This is a genomic window from Candidatus Methanoperedens nitratireducens (genome assembly GCF_900196725.1).
In the GTDB taxonomy this organism is placed as follows: domain Archaea; phylum Halobacteriota; class Methanosarcinia; order Methanosarcinales; family Methanoperedenaceae; genus Methanoperedens; species Methanoperedens nitroreducens_A.
Genome location: NZ_FZMP01000082.1, coordinates 1 through 10,915 on the forward strand (window position 1 = coordinate 1; position 10,915 = coordinate 10,915).

General features: G+C 42.7%; 10 protein-coding genes. 8 read left to right on the top strand and 2 right to left on the bottom strand.

Going from position 1 to position 10,915, the window contains the following annotated elements; all coding sequences use genetic code 11:
* Positions 1–333: 333 nt before the first annotated feature.
* Complete coding sequence (locus tag MNV_RS06195; protein WP_096204515.1) at positions 334–627, bottom strand: hypothetical protein; 294 nt, start codon at positions 625–627, stop codon at positions 334–336.
* 150 nt (positions 628–777) lie between these two features.
* Complete coding sequence (locus MNV_RS06200) at positions 778–3,474, bottom strand: cation-translocating P-type ATPase (protein WP_096204517.1); 2,697 nt, start codon at positions 3,472–3,474, stop codon at positions 778–780.
* Between the two features lie 95 nt (positions 3,475–3,569).
* Between MNV_RS06200 and MNV_RS06205 the strand changes: the two genes are divergently transcribed.
* From MNV_RS06205 to MNV_RS06240, 8 genes are all read left to right on the top strand, one after another.
* Positions 3,570–4,529, top strand: a complete 960-nt coding sequence (locus MNV_RS06205; protein ID WP_096204519.1) for a calcium/sodium antiporter — start codon at positions 3,570–3,572, stop codon at positions 4,527–4,529.
* A gap of 198 nt (positions 4,530–4,727) precedes the next feature.
* Entirely contained in the window at positions 4,728–4,931 is a 204-nt protein-coding gene (locus MNV_RS06210; protein ID WP_096204521.1) for a hypothetical protein, read from the top strand.
* A 291-nt stretch (positions 4,932–5,222) separates the two neighbouring features.
* Positions 5,223–6,200, top strand: a complete 978-nt coding sequence (locus MNV_RS06215; protein ID WP_179293831.1) for a mechanosensitive ion channel family protein — start codon at positions 5,223–5,225, stop codon at positions 6,198–6,200.
* Positions 6,201–7,532: a lysine 2,3-aminomutase gene (gene kamA, locus MNV_RS06220; RefSeq protein WP_096204525.1), complete on the top strand. Its 1,332-nt coding sequence runs from the start codon at positions 6,201–6,203 to the stop codon at positions 7,530–7,532.
* 3 nt (positions 7,533–7,535) lie between these two features.
* The gene (gene purD / locus MNV_RS06225) at positions 7,536–8,879 is read left to right on the top strand and encodes a phosphoribosylamine--glycine ligase (RefSeq protein ID WP_096204527.1); all 1,344 of its coding nucleotides are present in this window, start codon (positions 7,536–7,538) and stop codon (positions 8,877–8,879) included.
* Positions 8,870–9,361 (top strand): GNAT family N-acetyltransferase, encoded by a 492-nt coding sequence (locus MNV_RS06230; RefSeq protein WP_179293832.1) that lies wholly within the window; start codon positions 8,870–8,872, stop codon positions 9,359–9,361. The genes purD and MNV_RS06230 overlap by 10 nt, the downstream gene beginning before the upstream one ends.
* An 83-nt stretch (positions 9,362–9,444) precedes the next feature.
* The gene (locus tag MNV_RS06235) at positions 9,445–9,669 is read left to right on the top strand and encodes a hypothetical protein (protein ID WP_096204531.1); all 225 of its coding nucleotides are present in this window, start codon (positions 9,445–9,447) and stop codon (positions 9,667–9,669) included.
* Positions 9,670–9,795: 126 nt separating this feature from the next.
* A complete protein-coding gene (locus tag MNV_RS06240) occupies positions 9,796–10,908 on the top strand; it encodes a DUF1646 family protein (protein ID WP_096204533.1) in 1,113 nt (370 codons plus the stop codon).
* The last annotated feature ends 7 nt before the right edge of the window (positions 10,909–10,915 follow it).

Below are 10,915 nucleotides of genomic sequence, written 5' to 3' on the forward strand. Positions count from 1 at the left end.
TTTTTTTCAGTTACTTTATATGCCCATCCGCTGAAACTGTTTATGTAAAGAATGTCCTCTTCACGGCTCTTTTCAATGATCTGGACTTTCCCCTCATGTATCTCATTTGATCCTACTCTGAATCTTACAACATCCCCTCTTGAATATCTCATATACTCACTCACCTGTTTATATTTTAACTTCTTGCTTTGGCTTTATTAGCAACCCCAGTCTATTTTTAGACAAGGTTAATATTTTATCTTCCGATACTTAAATCTTTCTATTTATAAAATAAAAAATAAAAAATAAAACCGATGTTACGAATATGATATATTCTGGAAAACCCTGTAAAATCTATTTCTTATCATACAATGCTGCCAGATTGCAATAAAATTTTGCAATCAGCTTCACGGTCTCATTTTCTTCGTTAAGGATAAATGTCCTGATCTGTTTGCCCAGTCTTTTCTCGATCACGATATGATTTTCAATAAGCGGCTCCAGTACCCTTGCCACGCTTGAGTGAGAAAGCCCTGTCTCCCTGGCAATTCCAGACAGGTGAATGAACTCACCATGGTTTTTTAACAGGCTTTCCAGTACGGTTGTCTGAGCACTATTTCCAAATATTTTTTCAAGCGGGCTTTTATACATATGCTAATTATTATTGGATTGTTATTTTCTTTATCATGTATAAACTTTTCTTTTTATACTCAGATTTGACTAAAAATCAACTAAATTTATTATTAATATGAATATTCGGAAACCATAAAAAAGGTTATGTTTAAATGGCAAACCTGTAAATTAGTGACCACCTCTAAAAGATCTCTTTATTATTTCCGCAGTGGCAAGCACAGTACCCGCCACCAGCAGAATCCTCACCCACATATCAACCCCAAGAGGTGCCGTCTTAAATATACCCTGCATCGGCTGCCAGTAGATTACAAGCAGCATGGCAAAAGTCGAGCCAAGAAGCGCAAGGAGCAGCCTTCTATTTGTAGTAAGACCAATCCTGAATACAGATTGTTCAAGCGACCTGCTGTTCAATGCATTAAATAATTCAAAAACGATCAATGTGGCAAAAGCGGTTGTTTGCGAGATAGCGGTCCTCTCTGCCAGCGGAAGGTTATAGTTTGAGTACCACGTCCATACGAAAAGCGCCAGAGTGCCAAGAGAAATGGTCAGTGTTATGCCGGTGGTATACAGTACCACTCTTTTTGGCAGGATGCCCTCTTTCGGGTTACGCGGCGGCTTTAACATGGTGTCTTTCGTGGGAGGGTCGGTTATCAATCCAAGTGCCGGGAACTCGTCGGTCACAAGGTTTACAAACAGTATCTGGAGGGCTAGCAAAGGCACGATCGGGAAATCAAGTATTACAACTGCGGTGAATAAGATCGATACTTCAGCGAAATTGCTGGACAAGAGATAGGCTGCGCTCTTGCGTATGTTGTCGTATATTCTCCTTCCCTCCTCAACAGCATGTACTATCGTCGCGAAATTGTCGTCGGTGATAACCATATCCGAAGACTCTCTTGCAACATCCGTACCCGAAATGCCCATGGCCACTCCGATATCTGCCTTTTTAAGCGCTGGCGCGTCGTTCACCCCGTCACCGGTCATCGCCACGATGTGTCCGTTCCGCTTCAGCGCGTCCACTATCCTGAGCTTGTGCTCAGGTGCAGCTCGCGCATATATTGAAGCGGTCCGTGCAGCTTTGCCCAATTCATCATCGCTCATCCTTTCGATCTCACCGCCTTCCAGTACCTCCCCCTCATCACCTGGAAGTCCTATCGTCTTTCCCACAGCTGCGGCTGTAAGCTTATTGTCCCCGGTTATCATCACAACCTTGATGCCGGCGTTTTTGCACTGGGCCACGGCATCTATCACTTCCTTCCTCGGAGGGTCTATCATGCCCATCAGCCCCACGAAGACAAGGTTTTGCTCCACGCATCTCTCAGTATATTCCTGGCATTCTTCCCTCTCAAACGTCCTTTCCGCGAATGCCAGAACACGCAGCGCGCTCTGAGCCATGGCTCTATTCGCATCCAGGATCCTGTCTCTATCCTCGCTATTGAGAAACCTGACCGTTCCTTTCTCATAAATGCGGGTGCATAAACCGAGCATAACCTCAGGTGCTCCCTTTATGAACGCAACGATACCGCGCGGCGTCATATACAGAGTACTCATGAGCTTGCGCTCACTATCAAAGGGAAGTTCCGTGACCCGCCGGTACTGTTCGTTTATATCTGCCTTTTTAGCAGCAACCAGTAAAGCCCCCTCGGTCGGATCCCCGATTATGCGCCACCCCCCGTTATTCTCAAGGTGCGAGTTATTGCACAACATCCCGGTTCTCAGAATTTCGTTCAGATGCGCATCCGCAGCTGGATGTATCTTTACACCGTTTCTGTAAAATTCTCCATCAGGAATATATCCGCTCCCAGTTACCTCGATTATCGCATCAGTGAATATTTTCCTGACGGTCATCTCACCCCGGGTAATTGTGCCTGTCTTATCCGAACAGATGACAGTGGCGCTCCCCAGGGTTTCAACCGCGGGGAGCCTTCTGATTATCGCATGTCGCTTTGCCATCCTCTGCGTCCCCAGCGCCAGGGTTGCTGTGACTATGAATGGTAGCGCTTCGGGTATGCCTGCAACAGCCAGGGCCGCAGCCACTATCAGCATCTGGAGGATATCCTGACCGCGCAGCGACCCCACAATGAAGATAATAAAGCTGGCTAGCAGGACAATCCTTGCGAGCTGCTTTGCCAGTTCATTGAATTTTATCTTAAGAGGCGGTTCTTCCTCTTTTGCCTGGATCATCTGCGCAATACCGCCGATCTGAGTATTCATACCCGTCCCTGTAACTATGGCCATGCCGTTGCCCCGCGTAGCAACCGTGCCCATAAAGACCATATTTTTCCGCTCGGCGATGGGGGTATTCTCATGCAGTGCTTCCGTGCTCTTTGATACAGGGTGTGATTCGCCTGTCAGGGAGGATTCGATGGTCTCAAGGTTGATAGCCTCCGCCAGCCTGGCATCCGCAGGTATCCTGTCGCCTGCCTCAATAAGGATAATATCGCCCTGAACAAGCTCTCTGACCGGGATCTTTCTAATGGTGCCGTCCCTCACCACCCTCGATTCGGGAGACACCATTTTCTTTAGCGCCTCCATGGCCTTCTCAGCCTTATATTCCTGAACAAAGCCAAGTACCGAGATAAATAAGATAATACCCAGTATCACATATGCATTTGTCGTCTCGCCCGTAAAGACTGAAATAACAGCCGCGCCGATGAGAATGAGTACCAGATAATTTTTGAACTGTGACAGGAGAATTCCAACCGGAGATGTTTTTTTCTTTTCAGGCAGCTCATTAAAACCATATGCAGATAGCCTATTTTTCGCCTCTGCCGAACTCAAACCCGGTCTGCCTGACTTTAAAATCCCAAAAACATTTTCTATGCTAAGAGCATGCCACTTTTTATTCAACCCCTTATTATCCATGAAATCTCAAACAAGTAATTAAGGGTTCTTTGCCATATAATTAACCCGGATTATATTATGGATTAACGCTAGTATAAATATTCGAGGCGACAGCAATGCCATCAGAAATGACACTGGATGTATTATTATTTATTATCTCTATCCCGGTTATTTTAAAATCCAGCGATGTTTTCATTGAAGGCACTTCAAAGCTGGCAAAGATGCTCGGGGTTTCTGACTTCGTCATTGGGATAACTATCGTGGCGCTGGGCACCTCGCTGCCAGAACTGGCTTCTGATTCCTATGCTTCCTACATTGACCACGGTAATATAGCCGCCGGTGATATCATAGGCAGCAACATCACGAACATTGCCCTTGTCCTGGGTCTGACCTGCGTCATCAGGCCGCTTACTGTAAAACATACCGAGATATACAGCGGCAAGATGCATCTCCTGATTTTAACGCTGGCTTCTATATTCATACTCGCATCCGGCGGGATTGGCAGGATCGGCGGGATAGCGTTTATAATTGCTTACATCCTCTATCTATGGCATTCGGTCAGGGTATACAGAGAGATAGGTGTTGAAACCATTGGTAAGGATGGATTTATAAAAAATGTATCTGAAGTGCTTATCGGATTGGCTGGCATACTGATAGGAGCAAGATTCCTTGTCAATTCGATAATAGGGCTCTCTACCGCTCTTGGCGTATCAGAGTATCTGATTGCTCTTTTGCTCATGTCCATAGGGACTTCGCTGCCTGAGTTGTCCGTCTCGATCCAGGCAGCACGGAAAGGGTACATGACGATGGCGCTCGGGAATATCATTGGAAGCAATGTTGCCAATATGCTGTGGATATTTGGGATTACGGCGGTCATCAGACCAGTTAACATCGCTTCCGGGGTCATTGTTGTTCAGCTCGCGTTCATGCTTCTGCTTTCGGCATTGCTGCTCATATTCAAAAGCACAGGGTATGTTATCGACAGAAAGGAAGGGGCTGTTTTTCTGGGAATATATGCGGTTTTTGTGCTTGTAAGCATAATTTCCGGGAGCAATCCGACTGGTTTACATCAGTGAAGCGAACAGGACACCCGTATCATACCAGCTGACTTCATCAACTTATTAAGAATAACCGGCGCCAAACGAAATTCTATGTAATAACAATTTATCACAGATTCGAAACATTTATCATAGATTATAGTTATAGTCATTAAACGACTAACCTTACATTATTGTCATTATGATGATTTCAGGTTAAAACAGGAGGTAATATATATGGAATTTAAATTTTTTATGAGAACGGATGCATCTTCTATCTCATGGCATATCGAAAGAAATGAACTTGGAAAATTTACAGCAAGAATTATCTATTGTCTCTCAGTCTTCCTGAGCATCTGGTTTGAAACCGTAACCGAAGTGGACACATTAAAGATAAAAAAGAAAGGGGTGAGTTGCAATGATAGATATCTTCTTGCTTGATCATATAACACTGATAAACATTTTTTTAATCAAAGGATGCCATAACCGTCTTTTTTGTGAATCTGTTTGCGATATAGCAGCGGTACCGGTTGCAACAGGAACTTAATATTCCCTGTAGCAGGGAGCAAATAGATTGTGAAAGTATGAAAAACTCAAATTAACGTTAACTACCAAAAACATATGATAGCGATTTCAGAAATATTAAATCAGAGTTTATTTGGCATATCTGTCAAAAAGCTTGGATTGTTTTTTACTATAATACTATTGACTTTTATAATAAAGTCTATTTTCATGTACACCCTAAGTCAAAAGCTTACGGTTCTGGTTAAAAAAACAAAAACCGAACTTGATGACCAGGTTTTAAGCGCGATAAAAAGTCCGCTCGGTTATCTGATATTACTTCAAGGTTTCTATCTTGCAATACAATCTTTGCAGCTTTCCGAAAATATATGGAATTTTGTTTATGCTATTTACATTCTGGCATTCTCGTTTATAATACTATTTTTTTTATTTAAAATTATAGATATTATTGCTTATTATCTGTATAGAGAAGCTAAAAAGACCGATAGTACGCTCGATGACCAGCTAATTCCATTGCTGGTAAAAAGTCTTCGCATACTTGTGGTAACGTTAGGAATATTGTTTATCCTTCAGAATAAACCATTCGATTATAACATAACCTCCCTTCTTGCGGGACTCGGTATTGGGGGCCTTGCTTTCGCACTTGCCGCACAGAACACGGTGAGCAATCTCTTCGGTTCCATCACTATTTTCTCCGACAAACCGTTCCAGCTTGGTGACTGGATAAGTGTCGGAGAGATCGAGGGTACTGTAGAAGAGGTGGGGTTCAGGACTACCCGTGTCCGGCAGTTTGACCAGGCTCTGGTTACGGTACCCAACAGCCAGTTCATTAACACCGGGATTATAAATTATTCTGCAATGAAAAAACGCAGGATAAACTTTAACCTCGGGATAACTTATGGGACTTCCACAGGCAAGATTGAGGAAGCGGTGGCTGGCATAAAAAAGATAATCGAAGAAGATGAAAAGTTTGACCATTCTTTTTATATGGTAAGATTTACCGAGTTCGGGGCATACTCTTTAAACATATTTATCTACTGCTTCACGAAGACAACAGATTGGGCTGAGTCCCTCGCAATCAGGGAGGAACTCAATTTAAAGATCATGAGGCTTCTTGAAGAACTGGGTATTGAAATCGCCTTCCCGTCTCAGACGATTTACTTAAAAGGGATAAAAGGAGGTAATTGAATGACTATTTATAATGAGAAACAACAGGAGATCGCAGAAAAAATCAGCCCGAATGCGCGGATTTCAAACTGGAAGGACTGGAAATGGCAGCTAAAACATTCTATACGCGATATTTCAACCTTTGAGAAGGTAACAGGTATCGAATTTGAAGAAAGTGAAATGGAATCTCTTGAAAAAACCATTGCAAAGTTCCCCCTTTCCATAACGCCTTATTATTTATCGTTAATCGATACTGAGGACTATAGAAATGACCCATTTTTCAAGCAGTCATTTCCTTCGCCATCAGAACTGATAATCGATAAGTATGATATGAAAGACCCATTAGCCGAGGACAAAGATAGCCCTGTCCCCGGAATCACACATCGTTATCCGGACAGGGTATTGTTCCATATAAGCAATATCTGCTCGATGTACTGCAGGCATTGCACAAGAAAAAGAAAAGTTGGCGATGTTGATTCTATCCCTGGTAAGGATGAAATCTTGAAAGGGATCGAATACATAAAAAATACTCCTGCTGTGCGGGATGTCCTGTTATCAGGGGGCGATCCTTTTATGTTATCCGATGATTACCTCGACTGGATTCTTACTGAATTGCGGAAAATACCCAGCGTTGAGGTAATACGCATAGGTACGAGAATGCCGGTTGTACTGCCTTACCGTATAACGGATGGATTGGTAGCTGTATTAAAGAAACACCACCCGTTGTGGATAAATACACAATTCAATCATCCAAGAGCAATAACAGACTCTTCAAAAGAAGCCTTGAGAAAACTGGCTGATGCAGGGATTCCCCTTGGCAATCAATCCGTCCTGCTGGCAGGAGTGAACGACTGTCCACGAATAATGAAAAAACTTGTGCATAAACTCGTTCAAAATCGTGTGAGACCCTATTATCTTTACCAGTGCGATCTTTCAGAAGGATTATCACACTTCCGCACCCCTGTCGGTAAAGGTATTGAGATAATGGAAAGCTTGATAGGGCATACCAGCGGTTTTGCAGTCCCTACATACGTAATCGATGCACCCGGAGGAGGAGGGAAAATTCCTGTAACACCAACCTATCTAATCTCATGGTCAACCAATAAGGTGGTTCTGAGGAACTATGAAGGGGTTATTACCACATACAAGGAACCTGATAGTTATGAGCCTGTTTTCTGCGATAGGAACTGCAGGGATTGTAAACTGCAGTTGAAACTTGAAGAAGCTGAAGAAATACATGCAATCGGTATCGAAAAATTACTTTCAGATTACGACGACGCAATCTCCCTTATTCCTGAGAGCACCGATAGGATAGAGAGAAGAGATAAACTGGAGATGGAGATACGGAGCTAAAAAATGACAGGCGCTGTTAAACGAGTTCTTGTTGTTGGGAGCTGGGCAAAAGAGCAGATAACAATCGAGAACATAAAAAAAGATACTGATATTAAGGTATTTTCGTACATGGATACGAAGAACCCGGGTATCATAACTCTGGCAAACGGGTACAGGATCGGCAGCCTCTATGACATCAAAAATATCTTAAACTATGCAAAGGAAAAGAAGATTGAATTAGTCGTTATTACCACGGCGGGACCGTTATCCGCTGGTCTGGTAAATGTCCTGGAAAAAGAGGAGATACTTGTATTTGGCCCGAATAAGCAGGCTGCCGGACTGGAATTTGATAAGGCGTTCACAAGAGAGCTTATGAAAAAGTATCTTATAAATGCCATACCAGAGTTCAAAGTCTTTGATGATGTTGATAAAGCGATTGATTTTGCTGGAATTTTAAACTGGAACGTGGCAGTCAAACCTGTCGGACTTACTGATGGTCTTGGTGTCAGGGTTTTTGGAGATCAACTGAAAACTAAAGAAGATGTGATGAATTACATAAAGGAAATTTACAGCAAGAAAATAAGCGGAAGTTCCAGAGTGCTCATAGAGAAGAAACTTGAAGGGGTGGAATTTACATTACAATGCTTAGTAAACGGGGATTTGATCATTCCGACCCCGGCGGTGCAGGATTTCAAAAAGTTACTGCCCGGCGAGACGGGTCCAAACACTGCCAGCATGGGATCATATTCTGACACCGGATACCTGCTGCCGTTCATGGAGCAGGAAGATTATGATGAAGCAATAAAAATAATAAAGAAAACTTTAGAGGCATTCCAATTGGAGACCGGCAAAAGATGTTCAGGTTTTTTATACGGACAATTCATGATTACAGATGATGGCGTCAAATTGATTGAGTACAATTTCAGACCAGGAGACCCTGAATGGATGAATACGGTATATCCAATGAAGAACAACCTTCTGGACTTAATCATAAGCCTGATGAATGGTAACAAAAAGAAGCTGGAATTTGAAAATACTGCCACTGTATGTAAATATATTGTTCCAAGGGATTATCCCCGGCGGTTAAATCAGACGCTTAATGTTATTCTGGATGAAAACCGGATACGGAAGAAAGGGGTGGCTATTTATTATAGCTCCGGTCTTGACGGGCAGGGCAACCTTAATGTTGGCACCGAGAGGGGAATCGCTTTCCTGGCAAAAAGTAGTACAATATTTGAAGCCCATAAAAAGGTTGAGGAAGCGATATCTTCCGTAAAGGGTGATTTTTATTATCGCAGTGATATAGGCACAGAGGAGTTGATAAAATCAAAAATAAATTACGTGAACCGATTAAAACATTGCAAATAAACATAAGAGAAGCAAACCAAAATGATTTCCTTGAAGTTCATAAATTCGTAAGTACCTGCAAACCTTTAGAGAATTACTTTGAACATTTCTATAAGATAATGCTGAGATATTTCGGCAATACCTGTTTTATTGCAGAACATGAAAATAAGATTGTCGGCTACCTTATGGGCATCAAATCTCAGACTCATGAAAGTACATATTTCCTGTGGAAGATAGGTGTAAGTCCTTCAATGCAGGGGAAAGGGATCGGACGCCTTCTTTTAGAGAGAGCAGAAAATAAAGTTAGAGATATTGGATTAAAAAGAATCGAGGTGACAATCGATCCGGAAAATACCCCTTCAAAGAAATTATTCGAAAGTATGGGATTTAACAATATCAGCCTCAAGGAGGGAGTGACTGTGAAAGTTAATGGGAATATCGCAGTTAAAGATTATTACCGTCCGGGAAGACATTTCATGCTTTATGAGAAGTGGCTGCGTTAAAAAAATAATATTTTGCCGGGCATTTTAAACAAAATCTAATAGCAGTTCTCACATGTGCGCCTCCCTGCCACAATATCAAGCACATGCTATGGATTTTTAGGATTGCGGCTGTCATCAGACCTGTTAACATCGCTTCCGGAGTCATTGTTGTTCAGCTCGCGTTCATGCTGCTGCTTTCGGTATTACTGCTCATATTTAAAACTACAGGATACGTTATCGACAGGAGGGAAGGGATGGTATTTCTGGGGATGTATTTCTTTTTTGTGTTGATAAGCGTAATCTCTGAGAACGGCTCAACTGGCATATAGTACCGGGATAATCTGGTTTATATACGGTTAAAACCACAAATTATAAAAGAGTCAGTGTTAAATAGGGAAAAAGGTTTTCAGATATTTTGCAGTCTGGAATTAAATGTATAGGAGGAAATAATAGTAATGGCACTTGATTTAGGAATCGCAATAGGACTTTTCATAATATTCCTGCTCGTATTGATCGGACCGTTCAAGATAAAGATCATTGAGCAAAATCTGGAAGTATTCCTGTTCGTATGCGGAGTACTGGCGCTGACAATATCGGGTTTTGTTACCATTCCCGGCGCAGAGACCGGCTGGAGGCTGGAGATCATCGAAGAAGCGTTGATCGCCCCGCTGTATATAGCCAATGACCTTAATCTCCCCATAGGGATCGTACAGGTCGTACTTATCGTGGGATTTATTATTTATAAGTGGCATGAGCCTATTCACAGGGCTATCAGGAGGATGACCGAAGCGCTCTCATTGAAGATCATGGCTTTCATCCTCATCGCGGTACTTGGTCTGTTTTCCAGTGTTATTTCTGCTATTCTTGCGGCTATCATACTCGTGGAAATGGTCAATGCCCTGCCGCTCTCAAGGAAATCCAAGATAGATCTCACAGTAATCGCATGCTTCTCAATAGGGTTGGGTGCAGCGCTCACGCCTCTTGGCGAACCTCTCTCTACCATTGCCATCTCGAAACTGTCCGGACCGCCATACAATGCAACATTCACTTTCCTGTTCGATATGCTCGCTATATACGTTTTGCCGGGCATTATCGCATACGGTATAGTCGGGATGTTCTTCCTGGGTAAGGTAAATATTAATGAGCCGGGTATGAAAGTCGAAGATTATAATGAGACTCTGAAAGACGTTATAATGAGAGGTGTCAAGGTATACGTATTTATAATGGCGCTCGTATTCCTCGGCGATGGTTTCAAGCCTATTATACTTGAATACATCGCAAAAATGCCGTCCACCGTACTGTACTGGGTCAATATGGTATCAGCCATCCTTGATAATGCTACCCTGGCCGCTGCTGAGATAGGTCCGACCATGGAACCATTACAGATAAAAGCCGCACTCATGGGGCTTCTAATAGCAGGCGGCATGCTGATACCGGGCAACATACCCAATATAATTTCAGCAAATAAACTTGGAATTACAAGCAAGGAATGGGCAAGGCTTGGAGTACCTCTCGGACTGGTTACAATGGGCATCTACTTTGTCATCCTGTTTGTGCTGAATATTTGATTATATT